The sequence below is a fragment of the Rhodococcus sp. AG1013 genome (assembly GCF_003350365.1).
Classification (GTDB): domain Bacteria; phylum Actinomycetota; class Actinomycetes; order Mycobacteriales; family Mycobacteriaceae; genus Prescottella.
In genome coordinates this window covers 370566-392507 of the sequence record NZ_QQAT01000001.1, presented here as the reverse complement: position 1 = coordinate 392507, position 21942 = coordinate 370566, and the positions used below count along the sequence as shown (strand labels likewise).

Sequence of the window (21942 nt, the reverse complement as noted above, 5' to 3'; positions counted from 1 at the left end):
TCGCACAACGCGCACGGAACGCGTCACACACTTACAGTGCGGCCTTGTCACGCGACTTCGCACGCGAACGCTCGCGCGCGCGGTCGGTCTGCGACAGGTGCAGCTTGCGCACGCGAACCACCTCGGGGGTGACCTCGACGCACTCGTCGCCGGCGCAGAACTCCATCGCGGCTTCGAGCGTCAGCTCGATCGGCTTCGCGAGGGTCTCCGTGGCGTCGGCGGTCGCCGAGCGCATGTTGGTGAGCTTCTTCTCCTTGGTGACGTTGATGTCGAGGTCCTCGGCGCGCGGGTTGATGCCCACGACCATGCCCTCGTAGGTGTCGGCGCCCGGGTCGACGAAGAACGTGCCGCGGTCGGACAGCTGGATCATCGCGAACGGGGTCACCGAGCCGGTCCGGTCGGAGACCAGCGAGCCGGTGTGGCGGGCGCGGATCTCGCCGGCCCACGGGCCGTAGCCGTGCGAGACGGCGTTGGCGATGCCGGTGCCGCGGGTCTCGGTGAGGAAGTCGGTACGGAAACCGATCAGGCCACGCGACGGGACGATGAACTCCATCCGAACCCAGCCGGTGCCGTGGTTGGTCATCTGGACCATCTTGCCCTTGCGGTTGGCCAGCAGCTGCGTGATCGCGCCGAGGTGCTCCTCGGGGGTGTCGATCGTCAGCTCCTCGAACGGCTCGTGCAGCTTGCCGTCGACCTGCTTGGTGACCACCTGCGGCTTGCCGACCGTGAGCTCGAAGCCCTCGCGACGCATCTGCTCGACGAGGATGGCCAGCGCCAGCTCACCACGACCCTGCACCTCCCACGCGTCGGGGCGGCCGATGTCGAGGACGCGCAGCGACACGTTGCCGACCAGCTCGGAATCGAGCCGGGTCTTGACCATGCGAGCGGTCAGCTTGTGGCCCTTGACGCGGCCGACGAGCGGCGACGTGTTGGTGCCGATGACGACGGAGATCGCGGGCTCGTCGACGGAGATCGTCGGCAGCGCGACCGGGTTCTCGATGTCGGCGAGGGTGTCGCCGATCATGATCTCGGGGATGCCCGCGACGGCGACGATGTCGCCGGCGACGGCGACCTCGCCGGGCTCACGGCTGACGCCCACCGTCTTCAGCAGCTCGGTGATCTTGACGTTCTTGACGCCGTCGGCGTGCATCCACGCGACGTTCTGGCCCTTGCGCAGCTCGCCGTTGTGGATACGCACCAGCGCGAGGCGGCCGAGGAAGTCGGAGGCGTCGAGGTTGGTGACGTGTGCCTGCAGCGGGGCAGCGGAATCGCCCTTGGGGGCCGGCACGTGCTCCATGAGGACGTCGAACAGGACATCGAGGTTCTCGGTGTCGGGAGCGTGACCGTCCTCGGGACGGTTCATCGAGGCCTTGCCCTCACGCCCGGAGGCGTACAGGACCGGCAGGTCGAGGAGCGCTTCGGCGGCCGAGGCAGCCTCGTCGTCCAGATCGGAAGCCAGGTCGAGGAGCAGATCCTGCGCCTCGGTGACGACCTCCTCGATACGGGCGTCGGGACGGTCCGTCTTGTTCACGACGATGATGACCGGCAGCGACGCGGAGAGCGCCTTGCGCAGCACGAAGCGGGTCTGCGGCAGCGGACCCTCGGACGCGTCGACGAGCAGGACGACACCGTCGACCATGGACAGGCCGCGCTCGACCTCGCCACCGAAGTCGGCGTGGCCGGGGGTGTCGATGACGTTGATGACGGTGACCGAGCCGTCGGCGTTGTGACGGTGGACAGCGGTGTTCTTCGCGAGGATGGTGATGCCCTTCTCGCGTTCGAGGTCACCGGAGTCCATGACGCGGTCGACCAGCTCGGCGCGCTCGGCGAAGGCGCCGGACTGGCGCAGCATGGCGTCGACGAGGGTGGTCTTGCCATGGTCGACGTGCGCGACGATGGCGACGTTACGGAAATTGGTGGTGCTCACGCGGGGCGTTCTCCTGGCTGCTGACGGGGCCACACGAATTTGATGTCGCACGGCTTCTGGCTGCCGCTACGCGCATGCGTGATTCCCATTCGCGACCCCGCGTCACTGAAGGTTCACGATGTTCGCGTCAGCGCCGGGATTGCGGCCAGCGAATACCCTACCCGCCCGCAGCGCGAAACCTCGCATCGTGACCCCCGATCGATACCTCTGACCAGGCAATAGTGATCTGCACCACTGGCCGGTCACGGCGTCTGCGCAAACCATCCCGACGACCCTCCGGTGCCGGCCCCTGTGGGGCATCGACAGCCCCCGGACCACCTTGCCGGATCAACGGATGAGGGTACGCTCACTCGCGTGCGGACAGATCCGATCCTGGGCACCGCACTCGGGAGGAAGGCCGGGCTCGGCAATGGGCAAAGGCAAGGGAAAGGTCAAGGCCAGCAAGGTCTCCGGCCTCAAGCCCAAGAAGAAGTGCTGCCGTAAGAAGACGCGCTGCCTCAAGTGCCCCGTCGTCATCATGCGCATGAAGAAACTCGAGAACGAGGGCGCGACCAAGAAGGAACTCAAGAAGGGCCTCAAGAAGGCCCGCGCGGCCTGAGACCGGTCAGTCGGCGTCGAGCAGTGCGGTCAGGTCCGGCAGCCATGCGCGGTCGTTGGCGACCAGTGCGATCTCGCGCAGATCCGTCGCGTCCACCCAGCGCAGCGCGGAGTGGTCGAGTGCCTGCGGGACGCCACTGATCAGCTCGGCGCGATATGCGCGCAGCACCAGTCCGTCGCGCAGCGGCACGTCGACGCCGATCCGCTCGCCCGCGGTCACCTCGACGCCCAGTTCCTCCCGCAGTTCGCGACGCACCGCGTCGGCGGGGGTCTCGCCCGGTTCGATCTTTCCGCCGGGCAATTCCCACAGCCCCGCCAGCTCCGGCGGGCGGGTGCGCTGCGCGAGCAGTAGGCGGCCGTCGCGGATCACGGCCGCGGCCACCACTTCCCCGACCTCCCCGACCTCACGTTCAGGTGCGCCGGTCATTGCGGTCCCCTCCCCATCGCACCATCATGAGGTATGGCCGAGTTGCTGTCCGATACCGAGATCGACTCCGCACTGACGAACCTGCCGACCTGGCGACGCGACGGCGACACCTTGGTCCGCACCGTCGAATCCGCCAGCTTTCCCGCCGCGATCACGCTGGTGGATCGGGTTGCGGAGGCCGCGGAGTCGATGAACCACCATCCCGACATCGACATCCGCTGGCGGAAAGTGACGTATTCCCTCGCCACGCATTCCGCCGGCGGGATCACTGCGCTGGATCTGGAGCTGGCACGGCGGATCGACGATCTGGCCGCGTCTGCGTAGCGCGCACGCGTCGGCCGGCATAGGCGACCCACGCGAACACGACGAGCGCGCCGGCGACGTTGACGGTGCCCGCCCACGCGAGCGCGCCGGGCCGTGAGATCGCGTCGTCCTCGACCTGCTTGAGGACCCACGGCACACCGATCACGGTCACGATCAGCCACAGCGACGCGACGACGCGGGTGCCGACCATCCGCGCATACGGACCGTGGACGAGCCAGATGAGCATCGGCAGCACCCACACCCAGTGGTGGACCCACGAGATCGGGGAGATCAGCAGTCCGAAGAGTTGCACCAGGACCAGCGTGCCGAGCCTGTCGTCGCGGGCCAGGGCGCGCCACGCCAGGAAGGCGAGCAGGGCCGACAGCGCGACCGCGATCAGCCACACGGGACCCGACTCGACGTCGTGGCCGACGATCCTGCTGAGGGCGCCGCGCAGCGACTGGTTCCACGCCGACCCGACGGGTCCGATCCGGTCGGCGTCACCGAACTTCGACGTGAAGTAGTCACGAGCCTGTGCACTGATCACGAGGTAGCTCAGCCCGATGGTTCCGAAGAACGCGATCGCCGAGAACACCGCGGCGCGCCAGCGGCGCTGAGCGACGAAGTACAGGCCGGTGACGGCGGGGGTCAGCTTGATGCCGGCGAGGATCCCGACGATGCCACCGGACACCCACCAGCGGGTGCTGCGGACGGCCAGCATCGCACCGAGGACGAGGAACACATTGACCTGGCCGTAGTCGAGCGTCGTGCGCACCGGTTCGGTCCACACCCCGATCGCGGTCCACAGCATCGCCAGGTACTTCCAGTGCCGGTCCCCGACGGCGGCCGATCCGACCAGCAGCTCGAGGCTGATTCGGATCACCCAGTACAGGGCGAGGACGGTGCACAGCTGCCAACAGAATCCGACGACCGAGAACGGCAGGTAGTGCAGCGGCAGGAACACGAGCGCCGCGAACGGCGGATATGTGAAGGGCAGCGGGAACTCGGGTGTCTCTTCCGAATACGTGAATCCGTACAGGTCACCGCTCAGGAGCGCTGCGGAGCCGTCGACGTACACGTGCAGGTCGACGAGATTGAGACCGTTGGGCGTCAGGACCATCCACAGCAGCCTGGCCAGCACCGACAGTGCGAGCAGCGCGGGCGCCCAGCCGACGAGTGTGCGATACGCCGCGTGCGCGCGTGGCCGCCGCCCGGCACGTGCAAGCTGAGACACTGGCTGGTGCTCTCCCGTGATCGTGTGCTGGCAGTAAGCACCCAGTGTGACGCAGCGGGGGAACGACCAGGTGTCGCGTCAGCCTAACCCGACGCCGATGGGCACAGAAAATACCTTGCTCATCAGTAACAGTTGCATCAAGGTTCACATTTTCCCCATAAGTCACGCGATATGGTCACCAAGCGATGGCAGTCACGTCACAGCTTGCATAGACTCCTCGGGACGCAGGTCACGAATGGGTCGTACAGAAGAGTCTGTACACATCGGGGGTCGATCCATAGAGTGACCCGCGACCGTGATGGGCCGTGGCGCCCGCTCGGCAGACCGACGCTGCTCCGCACGCGTCTGAACGACAAGGATGGGGTAAACCGTGATTCGTAACCGAGGAATGCGACGAGCACTCACCGCGTGTGCAGTTGCGGCCGCGGCGGCGCTCGCCGTTCCGGCCAACGCGGTCGCGCAACCGACCCTTCCGGGTGTCCCCGAGGACGTCTCCATCGACGCGCTGGCGTCCCTCGCCCCCGCCATCCTGGGCGCGGCCGCCGTTCCGGCGGACATCGCCGACGTCGACACCAAGAACGACCTGCTCGCTCAGGCGCGTGCACTGCTCGAGTCGGCCAACCTGCCGCCCGAACTCAAGTCCACCCTCGAGCGTGTCATCACCTTCCTCGACGGCAGCGGCGGCGGCGGACCCGAGATCCCCCAGGACGGGCCCGCGATCGCCCAGTTCCTCTACCCGACCGTCGGCAAGGGCTGCATCGCCCCGTCGAGCGACGCGGTCGGCACCGCCCTCGCGGTGCCGGGCCCCGCACACCTGCCCCCGCCGGGGCCGGCTGCCGGCCAGGCCGGTTTCGTCTTCACCGCGCTCGGCACGGCGAAGGCCGCCCCCACCCAGGGCATGACGGTCACCTGGATCAACGTCGACAACGGCCGTCGTGAGACGCAGACCCTCACCACCGAGGCGCGGATCAACCCGGACGGCCCGGCGACGCTGTCGGTCATCTCGAACACCGGCCCGGGCCGGGTGCTCGCGGTGATCTCCGGCGACCTCACCACCGAGCCCGAGGGCGCGGCGCCGCTCACGTGCAACTTCCTGCCGACGATCGGAATGTTCACCGTCGCGTAGGTTCACCGTCCGGACAGTGAAGGCCCCACCGAGAATTCGGTGGGGCCTTCACTGTTCACACCGCGTCCGTTCGTGGTAGACCGGGGAATGGCCGACAACATGCAGTCGATCCGTTCCCGGCATTCCCGACGATCCATCCTCTCGATCCGTTCGGAGGGCTCGATCCTCTCGATCGGCAGCGTCGGCTCGATCCTGTCCATCGGTAGCGTCGGCTCGATCCTGTCGATCGGATCCATCGGGTCAGCCGGCTCCGCACTGTCCTCACTGTCGTTCGCGAGCGTGGGCTCCGCGTTGTCGGGACTGTCCCGGTGGTCACTGCTGTCGTGGCGCGCGGTGGGTCACGCCCCCGACCAGCGCCCGACGCTCGTGGTGGTGCCCGACGAACCCGACCTGGTCCAGTCGACGACGCGGCACGTCCAGTCCTAGCCTGCCGCCGGACGGGGCCACGGCTGCCCCTCGATTTCCTCGACACCCCGGTTGAACCGGACGAGCATGTCCCTGAGGAGCCGGATCTCGTCCACGTCCCAGCCGCCGAGCACCCGACCGATCCCGGTGCGGTTCAGGTCGCGGTCGAGGTGCAGCCGGTCCAGCCCTGACTCCGTCGGCCGTACCTTGCGCGCCACACCGCCGTCCGGGTCGGCGACGCGTTCGACGAAGCCGTGGCGTTCGAGCGCGCCGACCTGCCGGTTGATCGTCGAGATGTCCAGCACGAACGCCTCCGCCAGTTCCTTGAGGCTCATCGGCGGTTCCAGTTCGAGCCTCGCGAGGATCAGGTACGCGGACCTGTCGAGCTTCTGCCCGCCCCGCTGCTGCGCGAGGGCGTGGTAGCGCGACAACAGCGTCAACTCGTACTCGATGTCCGTCATCGTCCGGTCTCCGTCGGACACCCGTCACCCTCTCGCTCCGACATTGCCCCCAATGTCCGCTTTGTGCATCGTGCACATCCATGTGTACCGTACACATTCTTGCAAATTTGTTGTGTAGCAGTAAATCCGAGGAGCCCCATTTTGAGTGCAACCGTCGCGTCCCCGTCGACGGACACCGCGAAATCCAGATCCAGCGGCGCCATCGTCGCGATTCTCGGTTTCTGCGGCATCGTCGTCGCCCTTATGCAGACACTGGTCGTTCCGATCATTCCGCAACTGCCGCACCTTCTTTCGGCGACGCCGGCCGACGCTTCGTGGGCGGTCACCGCGACGCTTCTCGCGGCCGCGGTGGTGACACCCATCAGCGGACGCCTCGGCGACATGTTCGGCAAGAAGAGGATTCTGGTCGCGAGCTTGCTGCTCGTCGTGATCGGCTCGGTGGTCTGCGCCTTCGCCAATTCACTGATTCCGTTGATCGTCGGTCGCGCACTGCAGGGCGCGTCGGTCGGTGTGATCCCGCTCGGCATCAGCATCCTGCGAGACGAACTTCCGCCGCGGAAGGTCGCCGGCGCGATGGCCATCGTCAGTGCCACCCTCGGCGTCGGCGGTGCGATCGGGCTACCGGTCGCCGCGGCCGTCGCACAGGTCGCGGACTGGCACGTGCTGTTCTGGATGTCGGCCGGACTCGGACTCCTGTGTGTCGCGCTCGCCGTGATCGTGATCCCCGAGTCCACGGTCCGCAATCCCGGACGTTTCGACTTCGTCGGCGCCGTCGGATTGAGCACGGCATTGATCCTGTTCCTGCTCCCGATCACCAAGGGCGGAACGTGGGGCTGGAGCGATCCACTGACCCTGGGCCTGCTCGCGGGGTCCGTCGTGGTGTTCGTGGCGTGGGGCTTCGTGCAGCTGCGGACCGCTCGTCCGCTGGTCGACCTGCGCGTGTCCGCACGGCCGAACGTCCTGTTCACGAATCTGGCGTCGATCGCGATCGGCTTCTCGATGTACGGCAACTCGCTGACGCTCCCCCAGCTGCTGATGGCACCGGAGTCCACCGGCTACGGGCTCGGCCTGTCGATGGTCACCGCCGGCATCGCACTGGCGCCGGGCGGTCTCGTGATGATGGCGCTGTCACCCGTGTCCGCGAAGATCTCGGCCTGGCGCGGCCCGCGCTTCACCCTCATGGTGGGCTCGGTCGTGGTCGGCCTGGGCTACGGGTTCGTCTACTTCCTGTCGTCCTCGGTGTGGATGATCGTCGTCGGCGGAATGATCATCGGTGCCGGCGTCGGCCTGTCGTACGCCTCCATGCCGGCCCTCATCATCGGCGCCGTCCCCGTCTCGGAGACCGCGGCGGCCAACGGTCTGAACTCGCTGATGCGGTCCGTCGGCACGTCCAGTGCCGCGGCGGTCATCAGCGTCGTGCTGGCGAGCATGACGGTGACGCTCGGGACGGCGACGATTCCGTCGTTCGACGCCTTCCGCGCAACGTTCGTCATCGCCATCGTGGCCGCCGTGGTGTCGCTGGTGTTCGCGTTCTTCATCCCGAAAGCCACGACGCCGGGAGCCGCGGGCAAGCGCCACGCCTGACACGCGGCTTCCGGCGCACAGACACGAACGCCCGCCCCGATATGCATCGGGGCGGGCGTTCGACGTTCGAGCCCGCGGGCTACGGCGTCTGCGTCGTCTGGCCCCCGCCCGACGATCCGCCGTTCACTGCCCCCGAGGAGCCCATGTAGAGATTCGCAGCGATCGTATAGAACAGGTTGATGAGGAATTCCACGAGACCCTCCGCGTCGTAGCTGATTTCGGACCGCTAACGGTATCCGAAGCCGATCCGAGGCCCGGACCGCATCCACATATCGGTCATTCGGCACGACTTGTTTCACCCCACCGCAGCGGTAGCGTTGAGAGGGGCATCGCGTAGTCGCTCCAGGACGGGAGTAACGACCATGAGCAGAGAGAAGTGGTGGGTCCTGGCGGGCCCGGACAGCGGCTGGTACCTCGAACAACGCGCCAACGGCGACAACGTGGTCGTCAACAAGGCGACGTCCGAAGAGCACCTCCTCGCCGGCTACCAGTGGATGCACGTCAAGCACGCCGACGCCCTGACCGGCACGCCGGCGCACGGCGTCAAGGTGCTCGGCGAGGGACCACCGCCGTTCGGCATATGGACCGAACTCCACGGAACCTGACAATCTGGTCGATTGCGACGAAAAACTGAAACACGTTCCAGCCCTGCGTTAGGTTGCAGGTGAAGTCGTCCCGCAACCGACCAGGAGGAGCGCAGCGATGGCGTGGACCCGCGAAGAACTCGAAGCCGCGTTCGAGAACTACCAGAAGACCGTCGTGCAGGCGACGCAGACCCGCGACTGGAACGCCTTCGCCGACCAGTTCACCGAGGACGCGACCTACCTCGAGCACGCGTTCGGCAGCTTCACCGGCCGCGAGGAGATCCGCCGCTGGGTCACCCGGACGATGACGGCCTTCCCCGGCAACCGTATGCCCGAGTTCCCCGTCTCCTGGTACGTCATCGACGAGGAGCGTGGCTGGGTGATCTGCGAGGTGCAGAACCCGATGGAGGATCCCGGCGACGGCACCGATCACGGCGCCGCGAACATCACGATCCTGCATTACGCGGGCGACAACCTGTGGTCGCACGAGGAGGACGCCTACAACCCGATGAACTTCCTGTCGATGGCGAAGAAGTGGTGCAAGCACGCGGAGGCGTCGGGCAATCTGCCCGAGGATGCCCGCATCTGGCTCGGCAAGATGGCGAACGTCCCCGGCTGATCGCCGCCGCCTACGACGACGGGCGCCCTCCGTGTGGAGGGCGCCCGTCGTGTGTTCGAGTCGGATGTCAGTAGCTCGTCCAGAGCACCGCGATCAGCGCGTTGACGATCGCCAGGATTCCGACGATGTGCGCGAAGTTGGGGTTGCCCTCGCCACGCTTCTGCCGGGCCCGGCCGATCTCGGCAACAGCCACGATGATCAGGGTGATCACCAGCTTGACGCCGATCTTCGCCATGTCGTAGTCCTTGCCGAGCGAGTCGATCGACTCGCCGAGCCCGACGATCACGATGCCGGACAGCAACTGGATTCGAGCGCCCCAGACCATCACCTCGCTGACGCGGGGGGCCTTCAGGACCGAGAGGTAACCACCGACGATCGCGGCCATGCCCAGCAGGTGGACGGCAACGAGGATGTTGTAGACGACAGACATGCTATTACCTTAGCTTTACGGATCCGGCGGCTTCACAACTCTGCTCGAGAAATCCATCCAAGGATGGATTCAGCGGAACTGCGGGTGCCACACCGCCTCCACACGGCCGTCGTCGACCACTGTGATGTCGGGCCAGCGGTCGAAGGCCGAACACGGGTGGGAGATGCCGAGATCGACTATGTCACCGACATCCAGCCCCACCGTATCGGTGAGGACGAGATGGTGGTCGTAGATTTGGGTCGCGGTCGCCTTCGCCGACCGGCGGGGGGTTCCCTGGGCATCGGTGGCAGACACCAGCACCGGCAGGCCGGCGTCGTAGGGAAGCTCGCGTTTTCCGGCGCCGACCACGATCCTCCCCGGCTCCGGCGTGGACAGGACGACAGCCCGGACCGTCAGCGCCGCACGCAGGCCTGGCACCGGTGACACCTCCGCGTAAGTTCCGTGGTCGTGCGTCACGTAGCAACCCGACCGCAACACCGGGATCACACGCCCGCCCCGTTCCGGCAGCTCCGCGATAGCCTCGATGACCCGATCCGGAAAGGCCGAGCCACCCATGCTGAACACCGGCTTTTCGGTCTGGATCCACGGCGACACCGCGCGGAAGGCGTCCACCGTCTCCCGGCAATGCGCATCGACCTGCGTGACGATGTCCGCGTCCCGACGGTTGGGGCGAACACCCTCGTACCCCGCGACGCCCGCGAGGGCGATTCCCGGCACGTTCTCACACTCCCGGGCGAGGCCCAGCGCCGCCGGGGCGTCCCGGACTCCGGTTCGCCCGCCCGGGGTCCCGACGTCGACGAGGACCCTCAGTGGATTGGCAGCGCCCCGCATGACCGTTCCCGCCAGGCTCAGGCCCGCCGTCGAGTCCACCAGCAGGTAGAGCTCGAACGACGGGTCCGCGTCCAGCCACGCCCGGAGCTGTTCGAGATCGGGGCCGTGGATCACCTCGTTGGCGATGAGGATGCGCCGCGCCCCCCATTCGAGGGCAATGGAGGCTTGACGAACCGTGGCGACCGTGACGCCCCACGCGCCGGCGTCCAGCTGTCTCTGGACGATGGGCCGGGTCATCGTCGTCTTGATGTGCGGGCACAGCTCGACGCCGCGGTCGCGGCACCACGCCGCCATGAGATCGACGTTGTGCTGGACCGCGGGGAGACTCAGCCGCAGCTGCGGCAGGGACGTCGCCACCCAACCGAGACTAGCCACGGCGGCGCGACAGGGCCGTTGTGGCTACGGAGTTGTGCACGGTGAACGAGACCGTGCCGGGAAGGAAGCGGTCGTCGGACCACAGCAACGGGGTGCTGGCGGGGTCGGTGACACGCCTGCGCTCGCGGAGCAGCGGTGAGCCCTCGGCGCAACCCAGGAGACGGGCGTCGTCCGCATCTGCGTCGACGAGGTCGATGGTGTGATCGGCATCGGTGAACACAACACCCTCCTCCAGCAGGGGGTTCGCGTGAGAGGGGGCATCCGGAGGCAAGGCGGCTATCAGTTTTCCGATCCGCTCGGGGTAGATGGCGCGCTCGAGCATGACGGGAACCCGCGAGAGAGTCCGCAGACGCACCACCCGGTAGATGTGCGATCCCGGTTCGAGCTGGAGCTGCTCGCACTCGAGTGGCACCGCGGCCCGGTGCTCGATCTCGACCGTTCGACTTCCGGGATCCTCGCCGATCGAGTGCGCCCAGCCCGTGAAGCTGAGCAACTCGAAGAAGCTCTGCGTGCGCGCAGTGCCGAGAATGACGCGGCGTGTACCACGTCGTGAGGTGACCAGTCCGTTCGCGCGCAGGACGGCCAGGGCCTGGCGGACGGTGCCACGGGAGACGCCGTACTGCCCGGCGAGACTCTCCTCGCTGGGCAGCCGATCCCCGGAACCGAACTCTCCCGACGTGATCGCCTCCTTCAACTCGGCCGCCAACCTTCGATACTCGGCGCGCGGGCGCTTGCCCCCCGAATCAGCCAATGTCCGTCTCCTTCCGGCACCCGGTGCTCTTTGACCCGATCGTAGCTCTCAGAACTCTTCCCACTGGTCACAGGCGTCCCTCGGCGAGAGATCGACGGTTCTCGGCCGGTCAATCTTCACGACTCGATTCCGAATCGTTCACCTCATGGCAACGTCGCTCTGGCGGAATGATGGCGAAGTTGTATAGCCAACATTGATCAGGAGACACGATGCGAATGCACCACCTTCGCCAGGCGAGCCTTGCTTGCTCGCTGGCGATCGCCCTGTCGACACTCGCAGGCTGCGGACTGACCAGCACGAAGACGGACAGCGACACCGGCAAGTCCTCGACCGCCACCTCGGCCGAAGACTTCGGCGGTATGGACGGCCTCATCGCCGCCGCGAAGCAGGAGGGCAAGTTGAACGCCATCGCCCTCCCGCGGGACTGGGCCAATTACGGCGAGATCATCGACACCTTCGAGGCGAAGTACGGGATCGACGTCGAGGTCGAGAATCCGGACGCGTCCAGTCAGGACGAGATCAACGCCGCGACCTCGCGCAAGGGGCAGGACCGATCGCCGGACGTCCTCGACGTGGGCCACACTTTCGGAATCAGCGCCGCCGAGCAGGGCCTGCTGGCGCCGTACCGCGTGCAGGCGTTCGGCGACATCCCCGAGGGCCAGAAGGACGCCGACGCGCGGTGGTACAACGACATGGGCGGTTACGTCTCGATCGGCTGCGACAACGCGCGCGTTGCGAAGTGCCCGAAGACTTTTGCCGACCTGCTCGACCCGCAGTACAAGGGCATGGTCGCGCTGACCGGCAACCCCACGCAGTCCGGTTCAGCATTCGCTGCCGTCTTCGCGGCCGCTCTCTCCAATGGCGGCTCCTACGACAACATCCAGCCGGGCCTGGACTACTTCGCCAAGCTCAGCGAAGTCGGCAACTTCAACCCGGTCGAGTCGACGCCCGCGACCATCCAGAAGGGCGAGACCCCCATCAGCGTCAACTGGGACTACCTCAACGCCGGCTACAGCGACTCGCTCCGAGACAAGGGGGTCGATTGGCAGGTCGCGATCCCGGCCGACGGCTTGTTCGCCCAGTTCTACTCGCAGGCAATCGTGAAGTGGGCGCCGCACCCGGCCGCGGCGCGGCTCTGGCAGGAGTTCCTCTACAGCCCTGAGGGACAGAACCTGTGGTTGAAGGGCTACGCCCGTCCGGCGCTCATGCCCGCGATGGAGAAGGCGGGAACGCTCGACGCCACCGCGGCGGCCAGGCTGCCCGAGGTCGACGCCGCCGCGCCGGTCTTCCCGACGGAAGTACAGTCGACGCAGGCCAAGGCAGTCGTCAGCCAAGGCTGGGGCGGCGTGCTCGCCAGATGAGTATCCAGATGACCACTGCCGGGAGTGGGAGCACCCCGGTCCCCGCCGCTGACACCCAGTCCGTCCCCCGGCGTCGCCACCGGGTGGCCATGGGGGGCTGGCTCGGCGTCCTCCCGCTGCTGCTGTTCGCGGCAATCGCGTTGGGTCTGCCCGTCGCCACGATGGTGATCGGCGCGTTCACCACGCCCTCGACCGGTTCCGGCGAGGGTGGGCTGACCACAGCCAACATGACTGCGACGCTGCAGGATCCGTACCGATCGAGCCTGATCGGCAGCATGAAGCTCTCGGCGACGGCCGCGGCGATCGGCGCGATCGTCGGACTGCCGATCGCGCACGCCATCGTGACGTCGCGGTTCCGGGCCCTGCGCGAGGCAGTCTTGGCGGCGGCCGGAGTCCTCGCCAACTTCGGCGGAGTTCCCCTGGCCTTCGCGTTCGTCGCGACCCTCGGCAACGCGGGCGTCCTCACCAACGCCTTCCATCTCGGCGACCTCGGCTGGAGCCTCTACGACATGCGGGGCCTGACCGTCGTCTACCTCTACTTCCTGATCCCGCTGATGGTCCTGACCCTCACCCCGGCACTCGAGGGTCTGCGCGTGCAGTGGCGTGAGGCGGCCGCCAACAATCGCGCGAGCACGGCGCAGTACTGGCGGCACGTGGCCTTGCCGATCCTGCTGCCGTCGCTGCTCGGCGGGTTCGTCCTGCTGTTCGGGACGGCATTCAGCACCTACGCGACGGCCGCGGCGATCGCCGGCAGCAGCGTGCAACTGGTCACGGTGCAGATCGCGGCAGGCCTGTCGGGCGACGTCTTGGTGGGGCAGGGCAACGTCGCCCTTGCCCTCGGCCTGGACATGGTGCTGATCGCGGCGATCGTCATGGCCATCTACCTGCCGCTGCAGCGAAGGAGTGCACGATGGCTGGCCTGACGATGTCCAGGCCGGGACTCGGTCGCAGGGTCGTGCTGTTGGTCGCCGGTATCTATTTCGTGGTCCCGATCGTGTGCGCGTTCGCGTTCAGCGTGGGCATCGGGTCGCCGGGCCGGCAGGTCAGCCTCGACGCCTACACCGGCATCGGCAGCGCGACGGGCCTGGCCGGCAGCCTCGCACTGACGCTGAAGGTGGCCGCGGCAACGATCGCGGTCGTACTCGGATTGCTGGTGCCGGCGCTGCTGGCGGTGCGGATCGCCGCACCACGTCTGCGCACGCTCGTCCAGGCGGTCTGTCTGCTGCCGCTGGTCGTCCCGGCCGTCGCCCTGGGCGCCGGCATCACCACGCTGCTGAGGTGGGGCGCGGATCGCTACTACGGCACGCCGCTGTTCGACGGCCTGGTTGCGTTGCAGGATCCCGACTTTCCCGTGATCCTGGTGCTCGCCTTTGCCGTGATGGCCCTGCCGCTGGCCTACAGCACGCTCGACGCCGGCCTGTCGGCACTCGATCTGCGGGTCCTCGTCGAAGCCGCGCGGTCCTGCGGGTCCTCGTGGCCGCGCACCCTCATCCACGTGGTGCTGCCGAATCTGCGCGGCGCGCTTCTCAACGCCGCCTTCCTGACCCTTGCCCTCGTCCTCGGCGAGTACGCCGTCGCCGCACTGCTCGGGTACCAGCCGTTCGCGGTGTGGACCGTCGTCATCAGCGGTTCCGAGGCGCAGATGTCGGTGGCCGTGTCCATCGTCGGCCTGCTCGGCACCTGGGCGCTGCTCATGCTCGTCGCCGCAGCCGGACGCACCAAACGCCTCGAGGAGGCCTCATGACCGCACTACTGACCGATCGGACGCCCGCCGCCACCGCGGGAGCCGGTTCCACCGTGGAGTTCCGCGGACTGCGCCGTACCTTCGGCGCCACAACGGCATTGGACGGCCTGAACCTGGAGGTCCACCCCGGCGAACTGCTGGCCCTGCTCGGCCCGTCCGGCTGCGGCAAGACAACCGCGCTGCGCACCGTCGCCGGCTTCGAACGCCCGGACGCGGGCACGGTGCGCATGGACGGCGAGGACATCACGAGGATTCCCGCGCACCGGCGGGACGTGGGCATGGTGTTCCAGTCCTACAGCCTCTTCCCGCATCTGACCGCCGTCGACAACGTCGCCTTCGGTCTGCGGATGCAGGGGACGGGCAAGTCCGCCCGGCGTGCCCGCGCGATGGAGTTGCTGGAGCTGGTCGGGCTGCCGCAGCACGCCGCGCGGTTCCCGAGCCAGCTCTCCGGCGGGCAGCAGCAGCGGATCGCCTTGGCGCGTGCCCTCGCGCTGCAGCCCCGGGTCCTGCTGCTGGACGAGCCGCTGTCCGCGCTCGATGCGCAGGTGCGACAGACTCTGCGGGACGAGATCCGCCGTCTACAAAAGCAGTTGGGCATCACGACGCTGTTCGTGACCCACGACCAGGAGGAGGCCCTCTCCATGGCCGACCGGGTTGCGGTCATGCGGTCCGGGCAGATGGAGCAGTGCGCACCTCCGACCGAGCTCTACGAGCGCCCCGCGACGGCGTTCGTCGCCGAGTTCGTCGGGGTCATGAGCCGACTACCGGGACGGCTCGAGGCGGGCGGGCGGGCGGTGCACGTCCTCGGCCGCAGGCTGCCCGTCCATGGGGAACTTCCGGGCTCTGCGGAGTCCGGAAGCGGAGCCCGCGACGTCGATGTGCTCGTGCGCCCGGAATCCCTCGGCGTGACGGCGTCCGACGACGGAACGTCCCGCATCACCGGTGCAGCATTCCGCGGCGCCGGCACGCGGCTGACCGTGCAGCTGCCGGACGGCCGCGTGGTGATTGCGGACGTGTCGACCACCGCCGCCGCCGCGCTCGGCGCGGGCACCGCCGTGACCCTCGCACTACCGGACCGTCCGGTGCTGGTGGACCGTCCGAGCGGGACCGCCGAACCGGTCAGAAGTGCAGTTCAGCAATCCGTTTCGTCCAGTCGTCGATTCTGGAGGCGCGCCCGATGAGCCCTGATACCCTCCCCGGTGCCCCGGCAGCCGTCCTCTTCGACATGGACGGGACACTGGTCGATACCGAGCGACTGTGGTGGGACGCCGTCGAGCAGGTCGCGGCACGGCTCGGACGCCCCCTCTCCGATGCCGACGCGCCGGCGGTCGTGGGGCGGCCCGCCGATCACACCGCGGCCCACTTGTGCCGGGCACTGGGGCCGGCGGCGCCCGACCCGGATGCGCTTGCCCACGAGCTCGACGAGGCGTTCGCAGCCCTGGTCGCCAACGACGTGGTTCCGCGTCCCGGCGTGTTGTCGCTGCTCGATGAACTGGTCCGCGCGCGGATTCCCACCGCGATCGTGACGGCATCACCACGACGTGTCGTCGACGTGGTGCGCGAGACGCTCGGCGCGACGCGGTTCACGACGACGATCGCCGTCGAGGACACGGTCTGCTCCAAGCCGGCGCCGGACCCCTATCTCGCGGCCGCGGCGGCCCTGGGGGTCGACCCGCGCGCATGTGTCGCCGTCGAGGACACGCCCGTGGGTGTGGCGGCGGCCGAGGCTGCGGGATGCGCCGTGCTCGTCGTTCCTTCCGTCGCGGTCCCGCCGGCGGCGGGTCGAACGATCCTGGACTCACTCGAGGGGGCCGACGTCGCCTTCCTCGCCTCCCTGTTGCATTCGGTCGAAAGGTACTGAGCATGGACGACATCCGCCACGTGGTGATTCTGATGCAGGAGAACCGCAGTTTCGACCACTACTTCGGCACGCTCGGCGGCGTCCGCGGGTTCGAGGACCGGCAGACCCTGACTTTTCCCAACGGCGACAGCGTCTTCCGGCAGCCCACGCTGTCCCGGGGCGACGGTGGTGTGCTCCTGCCGTTCCGGATGGACTCCACTCGGTACAACGCCCAGAATGCGGAGGGTCTGCCGCACGACTGGGAGAGCGGTCACGATGCGATCAACCAGGGTGCGATGAACCGCTGGACCTCGGCCAAGGGCGAGCAGAGCATGGGATACCTCACCCGGGAGGACATCCCCTATCAGTACGCGCTTGCGGACGCGTTCACGATCGGCGACGCGTACTTCTGCTCGATGGCCGGCCCCACCAGCCCCAACCGCCTCTACCTGTGGACCGGAACGGTGGGACCGGGTCGCGACGGCACGACCGGGCCGTGGATCGACAACACGCCGCTGCCGGAGAGCCCGGTGTGCGACTGGACGACGTATGCCGAGCGTCTCTCGGACGCCGGCGTCTCCTGGCGCGTGTACCACACGCCCGGCCTGGACGAGCGGGACGGCAACTACGAGGACAACGCCCTCGAGTACTTCCCCCAGTTCCACGCTTTTGCCGAGGACGATCCCCGATACATCGACGCGATGACGAGGTGGGACCTGACGGACTTCGACGCGCACTGCAAGGACGGGACGCTGCCCACGGTGTCGTGGCTCGTGTCGCCGTACCTGTTCTGCGAGCACCCGAACGCCAGCCCCGCGTACGGTGCGCACTGGGTCGACTCCGCCCTCCAATCGCTGTTCGCCAACCCCGAGGTGTGGCGGCACACCGTGTTTCTCGTCATGTACGACGAGAACGACGGCTACTTCGACCATGTCGTGCCGCCCTTCCCGCCCACCGGGACCCCGGAGGAATTCGTCGACGGGCAGCCGATCGGGCTGGGCAACCGGGTGCCGCTGTTCGTGGTCTCCCCGTGGTCGCGCGGCGGATGGGTGAACTCCCAGGTGTTCGACCACACCTCGGTACTGCGCTTCCTGGAACTCGTCACCGGTGTGCGCGAGCCCAATATCAGTGCGTGGCGGCGAGCGGTGTGCGGTGACCTGACGAGTTGCTTCGACTTCGGCAATCCCGACTACTCGATCCCGGACTTACCGGATACGAGGGCGCTGATGGCGGCGGCCGATGCGGCGGTGGACCTGCCCCCGGTACCGCTGCCCGCCCCGGGCGCCCAGGTCATGCCGACTCAGGAGCCGGGGGCCCGTCCACAGCGGCCGCTGCCCTACCGGCCCTGGGCCGACATCGTGGTGGATAGCGCCACCGGCCGGGTTCGCGCCGAGCTGACGAACGCTGGGAGCGTGGCGTTCCACTACACGGTGTTCCCCAACGCGTACCGGCCATTCGCCGGGACTCCGTTCACCGTCGCGCCGCAGGGCACGGCGGTCTACGAGTGGAACGCTGTCCGCACCGCAGGTCGCTACGACTTCACCGTCTACGGAGCCGATGGATTCCTGTGCCACTTCGCGGGCGTCCTACCCAAGACCGACGACGGGGCCGCACCCCACGTCAGGGCGGCGCTGCACGGCAGCCCCGCGGACGCGTGGGTAGAGCTCGAGCTGGCAAACCACGGTGCGACGACGCTGTCCTTCACGATCGCACCGCGGGAATTCGGCGGGGAATCGCGCGTCTGCGAGGTCGGACCGGACGGCCGCGCGAGCGTCCGCTGGCCCATCGTGGAGGGCCGCTACGACGTCACCGTCACGACCGACGACGGCACATCATTCACCCGGCGCTACGCGGGGACGGTGCACGAATCGGACACCGCGTCGGCGACGACACAGGTCGGCTGACCTCCGTGCCGGGGAGTGCAATCAGGACAGGAAGAGCGGCTTACGAAGCGACCACTGTCCGTAATCGGGCTTGAGGATCGAGTTGAGGTCGATGCCGATCCCCTCGATCTGGCGCTTGTCGATCTCGAACTGGTGCATGTGTGCCGCCGGATGGACGAAGCCGGTCGGCGAACCCCAGTTGTGCTGCCAGAACCATGCGCCGACACCGGCACGCAGGCAGCGGTCGATCGTCGGCGAATTCGCGTAGACGCCGACGTTGCGGTGGCCCATGACGTTCTCCCACCCGCGCAGATAGGGGGCGATGAGGTTGTCGAACTCCCAGGCGGACGGGTTGTCGTCGATGGAGGCGTAGATCGGGCAGTTCTCCGGCCCGCCTGCGGCGCGATGCAATTCGACGCCGCGGCGGGCGTGACGCACACCGGCGTCGTATCCGCCCCGCCAGTCCGACGTCGCCCCCTTGCCGAACTGGTAGCACGAGACGATCTGCAGGCCGACCGCAGCCATCGCGGCGGCCTCGCCGAACTGCATCGGCTTGCCGAGCATCCACGCGGCGTCGGGGCGGCGGTCCGAGACGTACCGGATGGCGCCGACGTGCCCGGCCAGGCGGATACCGACGGGCGACGGGACGCCGGCGGAGTAGTCGATCAGTGTCGCCGGGCCCGCGTTCGCGATCGCGGGGCCGGCGACGGCCGCGATGCCCGCTGCCGCGGTGCCGGCCGCGGCAATCTTGAATAGTTCTCGTCTGGAAACCTGCACTGCAAACCTCGCATCACCGGCGGATTCCGGCATCGCTCTGACTGGGCATCCGTGGCGTATTCGCCGCGGGCCCTGTGGGATTCGACGCCTATTTCACCACAGTCACTCTGGTTTCGTCAGTCACATCGGTGACTTCGTCCCCTAGTCCGACTCGAGGCCGGCGAAGAAGTCGGCACGCACGGACACGTCCTCGACGACCCGGGTCGTGGTCTTCACGCCGAGCGAATGCTCCTTGAGCAGTGCACACAACCGGTCCCCGTCGATCAGGTCGATCGGGGGTGCGCCGTCGCGACGTGATTCGGCGCGGGCCTCGCTCGTGAAGGTGCCCGTCGTGATCAGCAGGCCCTTCTCTCCGCGGCCGGCCATGGCGCCTCGGAGATCCCGGACGGCGCCGGCCCCGACGCTGCCACTGACCCGCTTGCACTGGAACGCGACCGGGAAGCTCAGCAACGAGATCTGGCACATTCCGATCCCGTCGATGCCGCCGTCGGCGGTGCGCCCGGTGATGGTGGCACTCGAGAAGCCCGCCTCGCGGAGCAGGCGCTGCGTGAGGCGTTCGAAGGCGGTCGATGACATCCGCAGGAGCGAGTCCAGCAGAGTCGACTTCCACGCGACCGCATCGGCGGCGTCGCCGTACGACGTGTCCGCCGTCGACTCGGACTCCGCCTCCGTGTCCGACAGCGGAAGAGCCTGCGCACCAGGTGTGTTGGCCTTGCGGTTCAGGCGCTGACGCCGCTTGTCGGCGGTGAAGGCCGCCAACAGCGGGCGCAACTCGGGTTCGGTCGCCTCGCGCCCCCGCTTCGTCACACTCCACACGGCACGACGACTGTTCGCCAACAGGCCCATACCCTTGAGATACGTACGCGCCCAAGCCAATCGGTACTCGACCTCGGTTCCGGGCCCGTCGCCGTGGAGCACCCCCTGCAGCTCCGGCGACCAGCCCTCCCGCTCGACGACGGCGCTGTCGAGTTCGTTGTTGGATGCCGACCCGCCCAGCGCGATCAACGCCTGGAGGGTGGGCCACAGCAGCTCGGTGTACGGCGGGAGCTGTGCAATCAGAGCCTCCTGACCGGCGACATCCCCACACTGTGGCTCCTGCACCTGCACACCCGCTCCCATCGCACCGTCCGTCGGAGGCCGCTCGACACCGGATCGGCCAGCCGACCTGGATGTTATCCGGTGTTGCGCGCCGCCCCGAATCCGGTGGTTCCGCCCGTGTGGCGGAACCACCGGGACTGGTCAGGCCCGGGCCGCGGCGTCGCGTCCGGCCACCCGACCGAATGCGAGCGCGTCGGCGACGTGGAAGCCGCCGTCCTTGGTCCAGCTGTAGGTCGAGCTCATCTCCCCGGCCGCGTACAGGCCGTCGATGGCGACACCGCGGGTGTCGACCACGCGAGCGCGGCCGTCGCGCCGCGGTCCGCCGTTGCTCCATCCGAGCAGCGGGGTGACGTCGAGGACGTAGAACGGCGCCTGCGACACGGCGCCGAGCTTCTCCGGGTCGCGGCCGAAGCGGTCGTCGGAGCCGGCGGCGCACGCCGCGTTGTACTGCTCGACGGTGGCTTCGAGCGTCGCGGCGTCCAGTCCGACCAGCTCGGCGAGCTCGGCGATCGAGTCCGCGCGCCGGATCCAGCCCTTCTCGATCTCGTCGCTGTTGTCCAGGCTCCACCGATTCTCGGTCATGAGCAGGTTCCACCCGACCGGCAGCACGTCGGGTGTGGGACTGAGCGGGCCGGCGATGCGCATCTGCTCGTCGAAGATCAGGTGGAAGGGCCGCAGCGGGAACAGTTCGTAGGTGCCGTTCCGGAGGATGTGGCCGTGCTTGGGATCGGCAGCCTCGTCGACGAAGCGGCGGCCGTCCTCGGACACCCACAGGTAGTTGTGCGCGTTCCACAGCGCGAGGTAGTGGCCGAACTCGTCGTCACCGCGCACACCGGTGATGGTCATCATGTTGCCCATGTGCCACAGATCGGCACCGACCGACTGCGCCATGCGGTGGCCGTCGCCGGTCGACGCGGGCGAGCCCCACAGCACGTGGTCCTCGACCCGCAGGTAGTCGCGGACCATCGCGGCATTGGCCTGGAATCCGCCGGTCGCCAGCACCACCCCGCCACGCGCACCGATCCGGCGCCGCCCCTCGACACCTTCGACCTCGACGCCCACGACGGCGCCGCCATCGGTGATCAGCTCGACTGCCGGTGTCCCGAAACGGGTCTCGATGCCGCGCTCGTCGAGCGCACCGCGCAGGAAGTCGTAGAGCAGCGAATTGCCCATCCGCCCGGCGACGGTGTCCATGCCGGCGTAGCAGTCGCTGCCGTCGAGCTCGAGATACTCCGGCTCCGTGTGGTAGTCCGGGCTCAGCGCGACGTCGGCGCCGAGTTCCTCGAGCCACCGCGAGTTCTCGGCGGTCTCCGACGCCCACGCCGCCACGACGTCGTCGGCCACCGGGAACGCGCCGCTCAACGAGTTCAGGAAGGCGCGCGCCCGCTCGGGGTCGCGGTTGACCCACCAGCCGCCGCCGGAGACTCGCGTGTTGCCGCCCGCGGTGGCCTCGTCGCACTTCTCGACGACCAGAACGCTCGCTCCCGCGTGGTGTGCACCGAGCGCCGCGGCCGAACCCGCCGCCCCCGATCCGACAACGACCACGTCGAATTCCTCATCGAAACCCGCAACGCCCACGTTCGCC

Annotated in this window: 23 protein-coding genes; 13 read left to right on the top strand and 10 right to left on the bottom strand. The window is 68.2% G+C overall.

Features of this window, described 5'->3' with window-relative positions:
• Positions 1-31 precede the first annotated feature (31 nt).
• On the bottom strand, positions 32-1927 hold the full coding sequence (gene typA / locus DEU38_RS01930; protein WP_114718417.1) for a translational GTPase TypA: 1896 nt from the start codon (positions 1925-1927) through the stop codon (positions 32-34).
• A gap of 409 nt (positions 1928-2336) precedes the next feature.
• Between typA and DEU38_RS01925 the strand changes: the two genes are divergently transcribed.
• Positions 2337-2525: a hypothetical protein gene (locus tag DEU38_RS01925; RefSeq protein WP_031940253.1), complete on the top strand. Its 189-nt coding sequence runs from the start codon at positions 2337-2339 to the stop codon at positions 2523-2525.
• 6 nt (positions 2526-2531) lie between these two features.
• Here DEU38_RS01925 and DEU38_RS01920 read toward each other — a convergent pair whose 3' ends face one another.
• A complete protein-coding gene (locus DEU38_RS01920) occupies positions 2532-2951 on the bottom strand; it encodes a (deoxy)nucleoside triphosphate pyrophosphohydrolase (RefSeq protein ID WP_174909094.1) in 420 nt (139 codons plus the stop codon).
• 33 nt (positions 2952-2984) lie between these two features.
• Between DEU38_RS01920 and DEU38_RS01915 the strand changes: the two genes are divergently transcribed.
• Positions 2985-3275 (top strand): 4a-hydroxytetrahydrobiopterin dehydratase, encoded by a 291-nt coding sequence (locus DEU38_RS01915; RefSeq protein WP_114718416.1) that lies wholly within the window; start codon positions 2985-2987, stop codon positions 3273-3275.
• Here the strand turns inward: DEU38_RS01915 and DEU38_RS01910 are convergent.
• Entirely contained in the window at positions 3217-4488 is a 1272-nt protein-coding gene (locus DEU38_RS01910; RefSeq protein ID WP_114718415.1) for a mannosyltransferase, read from the bottom strand. The genes DEU38_RS01915 and DEU38_RS01910 overlap by 59 nt on opposite strands.
• Before the next feature lie 388 nt (positions 4489-4876).
• Between DEU38_RS01910 and DEU38_RS01905 the strand changes: the two genes are divergently transcribed.
• Together DEU38_RS01905 and DEU38_RS01900 are read left to right on the top strand one after the other, a co-directional pair.
• Complete coding sequence (locus DEU38_RS01905; RefSeq protein ID WP_114718414.1) at positions 4877-5614, top strand: hypothetical protein; 738 nt, start codon at positions 4877-4879, stop codon at positions 5612-5614.
• An 87-nt stretch (positions 5615-5701) separates the two neighbouring features.
• Positions 5702-6040, top strand: a complete 339-nt coding sequence (locus tag DEU38_RS01900; RefSeq protein WP_114718413.1) for a hypothetical protein — start codon at positions 5702-5704, stop codon at positions 6038-6040.
• On the opposite strand, the gene DEU38_RS01895 is transcribed toward DEU38_RS01900, so the two are convergent.
• Positions 6037-6480, bottom strand: a complete 444-nt coding sequence (locus DEU38_RS01895) for a MarR family winged helix-turn-helix transcriptional regulator (protein ID WP_174909090.1) — start codon at positions 6478-6480, stop codon at positions 6037-6039. The two genes, DEU38_RS01900 and DEU38_RS01895, sit on opposite strands and share 4 nt — an antisense overlap.
• A gap of 141 nt (positions 6481-6621) precedes the next feature.
• On the opposite strand from DEU38_RS01895, the gene DEU38_RS01890 reads away from it, so the two are divergent.
• The 3 genes from DEU38_RS01890 (at position 6622) to DEU38_RS01880 (ending at position 9267) form a co-directional block, all read left to right on the top strand.
• Positions 6622-8064, top strand: a complete 1443-nt coding sequence (locus DEU38_RS01890; protein WP_114718411.1) for an MFS transporter — start codon at positions 6622-6624, stop codon at positions 8062-8064.
• Positions 8065-8426: 362 nt separating this feature from the next.
• Positions 8427-8669 (top strand): maltose regulon activator MalT, encoded by a 243-nt coding sequence (locus tag DEU38_RS01885; RefSeq protein WP_114718410.1) that lies wholly within the window; start codon positions 8427-8429, stop codon positions 8667-8669.
• A 97-nt stretch (positions 8670-8766) separates the two neighbouring features.
• Entirely contained in the window at positions 8767-9267 is a 501-nt protein-coding gene (locus tag DEU38_RS01880) for a nuclear transport factor 2 family protein (RefSeq protein WP_114718409.1), read from the top strand.
• A gap of 67 nt (positions 9268-9334) precedes the next feature.
• Here the strand turns inward: DEU38_RS01880 and DEU38_RS01875 are convergent, their stop codons facing one another.
• From DEU38_RS01875 to DEU38_RS01865, 3 genes are all read right to left on the bottom strand, one after another.
• The gene (locus DEU38_RS01875; protein ID WP_114718408.1) at positions 9335-9697 is read right to left on the bottom strand and encodes a hypothetical protein; all 363 of its coding nucleotides are present in this window, start codon (positions 9695-9697) and stop codon (positions 9335-9337) included.
• Between the two features lie 69 nt (positions 9698-9766).
• Complete coding sequence (locus DEU38_RS01870; RefSeq protein ID WP_220181876.1) at positions 9767-10885, bottom strand: alanine racemase; 1119 nt, start codon at positions 10883-10885, stop codon at positions 9767-9769.
• Between the two features lie 10 nt (positions 10886-10895).
• Positions 10896-11654, bottom strand: a complete 759-nt coding sequence (locus DEU38_RS01865; protein WP_114718407.1) for a GntR family transcriptional regulator — start codon at positions 11652-11654, stop codon at positions 10896-10898.
• Positions 11655-11863: 209 nt separating this feature from the next.
• On the opposite strand from DEU38_RS01865, the gene DEU38_RS01860 reads away from it, so the two are divergent.
• Genes DEU38_RS01860 through DEU38_RS01835 form a run of 6 tightly spaced genes read left to right on the top strand, consistent with a single transcriptional unit; the run spans position 11864 to position 18503 of the window.
• The gene (locus DEU38_RS01860; protein WP_114718406.1) at positions 11864-13015 is read left to right on the top strand and encodes an ABC transporter substrate-binding protein; all 1152 of its coding nucleotides are present in this window, start codon (positions 11864-11866) and stop codon (positions 13013-13015) included.
• Positions 13016-13023: 8 nt separating this feature from the next.
• On the top strand, positions 13024-13938 hold the full coding sequence (locus DEU38_RS01855) for an ABC transporter permease subunit (RefSeq protein ID WP_114718567.1): 915 nt from the start codon (positions 13024-13026) through the stop codon (positions 13936-13938).
• Positions 13926-14759, top strand: coding sequence for an ABC transporter permease (locus DEU38_RS01850; protein WP_217487193.1), 834 nt, complete (start codon positions 13926-13928; stop codon positions 14757-14759). Before DEU38_RS01855 ends, DEU38_RS01850 begins: the two co-directional genes overlap by 13 nt.
• Positions 14756-15940, top strand: coding sequence for an ABC transporter ATP-binding protein (locus DEU38_RS01845; protein ID WP_114718404.1), 1185 nt, complete (start codon positions 14756-14758; stop codon positions 15938-15940). The genes DEU38_RS01850 and DEU38_RS01845 overlap by 4 nt, the downstream gene beginning before the upstream one ends.
• Positions 15937-16620: an HAD family phosphatase gene (locus DEU38_RS01840; RefSeq protein ID WP_114718403.1), complete on the top strand. Its 684-nt coding sequence runs from the start codon at positions 15937-15939 to the stop codon at positions 16618-16620. The genes DEU38_RS01845 and DEU38_RS01840 overlap by 4 nt, the downstream gene beginning before the upstream one ends.
• 2 nt (positions 16621-16622) lie before the next feature.
• On the top strand, positions 16623-18503 hold the full coding sequence (locus DEU38_RS01835; protein ID WP_181818653.1) for a phosphocholine-specific phospholipase C: 1881 nt from the start codon (positions 16623-16625) through the stop codon (positions 18501-18503).
• 21 nt (positions 18504-18524) lie between these two features.
• On the opposite strand, the gene DEU38_RS01830 is transcribed toward DEU38_RS01835, so the two are convergent.
• The 3 genes from DEU38_RS01830 to DEU38_RS01820 form a co-directional block, all read right to left on the bottom strand.
• Positions 18525-19292, bottom strand: coding sequence for a DUF1906 domain-containing protein (locus DEU38_RS01830; protein ID WP_114718401.1), 768 nt, complete (start codon positions 19290-19292; stop codon positions 18525-18527).
• A gap of 108 nt (positions 19293-19400) precedes the next feature.
• Positions 19401-20378, bottom strand: a complete 978-nt coding sequence (locus tag DEU38_RS01825; RefSeq protein WP_114718400.1) for a restriction endonuclease — start codon at positions 20376-20378, stop codon at positions 19401-19403.
• A gap of 120 nt (positions 20379-20498) precedes the next feature.
• A complete protein-coding gene (locus DEU38_RS01820) occupies positions 20499-21935 on the bottom strand; it encodes an FAD-dependent oxidoreductase (protein WP_181818645.1) in 1437 nt (478 codons plus the stop codon).
• Positions 21936-21942: the final 7 nt, after the last annotated feature.

Bases quoted from the DNA above. Each gene is read 5' to 3' on its own strand.
- DEU38_RS01920 (WP_174909094.1), bottom strand. From the start codon at position 2,951: ATGACCGGCGCACCTGAACGTGAGGTCGGGGAGGTCGGGGAAGTGGTG.
- DEU38_RS01850 (WP_217487193.1), top strand. From the start codon at position 13,926: ATGGCTGGCCTGACGATGTCCAGGCCGGGACTCGGTCGCAGGGTCGTG.
- DEU38_RS01860 (WP_114718406.1), top strand. From the start codon at position 11,864: ATGCGAATGCACCACCTTCGCCAGGCGAGCCTTGCTTGCTCGCTGGCG.
- DEU38_RS01825 (WP_114718400.1), bottom strand. From the start codon at position 20,378: ATGGGAGCGGGTGTGCAGGTGCAGGAGCCACAGTGTGGGGATGTCGCC.
- DEU38_RS01880 (WP_114718409.1), top strand. From the start codon at position 8,767: ATGGCGTGGACCCGCGAAGAACTCGAAGCCGCGTTCGAGAACTACCAG.
- DEU38_RS01900 (WP_114718413.1), top strand. From the start codon at position 5,702: ATGGCCGACAACATGCAGTCGATCCGTTCCCGGCATTCCCGACGATCC.
- DEU38_RS01830 (WP_114718401.1), bottom strand. From the start codon at position 19,292: ATGCCGGAATCCGCCGGTGATGCGAGGTTTGCAGTGCAGGTTTCCAGA.
- DEU38_RS01905 (WP_114718414.1), top strand. From the start codon at position 4,877: ATGCGACGAGCACTCACCGCGTGTGCAGTTGCGGCCGCGGCGGCGCTC.
- DEU38_RS01845 (WP_114718404.1), top strand. From the start codon at position 14,756: ATGACCGCACTACTGACCGATCGGACGCCCGCCGCCACCGCGGGAGCC.
- DEU38_RS01925 (WP_031940253.1), top strand. From the start codon at position 2,337: ATGGGCAAAGGCAAGGGAAAGGTCAAGGCCAGCAAGGTCTCCGGCCTC.
- DEU38_RS01840 (WP_114718403.1), top strand. From the start codon at position 15,937: ATGAGCCCTGATACCCTCCCCGGTGCCCCGGCAGCCGTCCTCTTCGAC.
- DEU38_RS01875 (WP_114718408.1), bottom strand. From the start codon at position 9,697: ATGTCTGTCGTCTACAACATCCTCGTTGCCGTCCACCTGCTGGGCATG.
- DEU38_RS01885 (WP_114718410.1), top strand. From the start codon at position 8,427: ATGAGCAGAGAGAAGTGGTGGGTCCTGGCGGGCCCGGACAGCGGCTGG.
- DEU38_RS01895 (WP_174909090.1), bottom strand. From the start codon at position 6,480: ATGACGGACATCGAGTACGAGTTGACGCTGTTGTCGCGCTACCACGCC.
- DEU38_RS01915 (WP_114718416.1), top strand. From the start codon at position 2,985: ATGGCCGAGTTGCTGTCCGATACCGAGATCGACTCCGCACTGACGAAC.
- DEU38_RS01855 (WP_114718567.1), top strand. From the start codon at position 13,024: ATGACCACTGCCGGGAGTGGGAGCACCCCGGTCCCCGCCGCTGACACC.
- DEU38_RS01835 (WP_181818653.1), top strand. From the start codon at position 16,623: ATGGACGACATCCGCCACGTGGTGATTCTGATGCAGGAGAACCGCAGT.